General features: G+C 49.6%; 2 tRNA genes. Both read right to left on the bottom strand.

The annotated features are described in order from the left end of the window. Window positions 1-62: 62 nt before the first annotated feature. Window positions 63-138, bottom strand: a tRNA-Ala gene (locus ACJY2G_RS25575). A 137-nt stretch (window positions 139-275) separates the two neighbouring features. Continuing rightward, window positions 276-352, bottom strand: a tRNA-Ile gene (locus tag ACJY2G_RS25570). Window positions 353-379 lie beyond the last annotated feature (27 nt).

The following is a 379-nucleotide window of genomic DNA, read 5'->3' as shown; positions in this document are numbered from 1 at the left end:
AATACTTCGCAGCATACTGTTTCCAATACACTCTGAAGTATTATTTAGGGGCTGTACGGTAATGGTGGAGCTAAGCGGGATCGAACCGCTGACCTCCTGCGTGCAAGGCAGGCGCTCTCCCAGCTGAGCTATAGCCCCATACAGTCACTTACAGATACCTTAATCACTAACACACCAGCAAGATGAGTTAGCCAATTTGTTCTCAGGCAAGGCGGAGTTCATACGACGTTTGCAAGTGCAAACGAGTGTGACGACAACGCAGCATGAGGACGAATTGGTAGGCCTGAGTGGACTTGAACCACCGACCTCACCCTTATCAGGGGTGCGCTCTAACCACCTGAGCTACAAGCCTATTAAGGTATTTCTGCTCGTTACTTTC

Source organism: Rahnella sp. ATs2 (genome assembly GCF_051851855.1).
In the GTDB taxonomy this organism is placed as follows: domain Bacteria; phylum Pseudomonadota; class Gammaproteobacteria; order Enterobacterales; family Enterobacteriaceae; genus Rahnella; species Rahnella variigena.
Note: the sequence above shows the minus strand (reverse complement) of the source record. Positions and strands in the feature narration are given on the sequence as shown.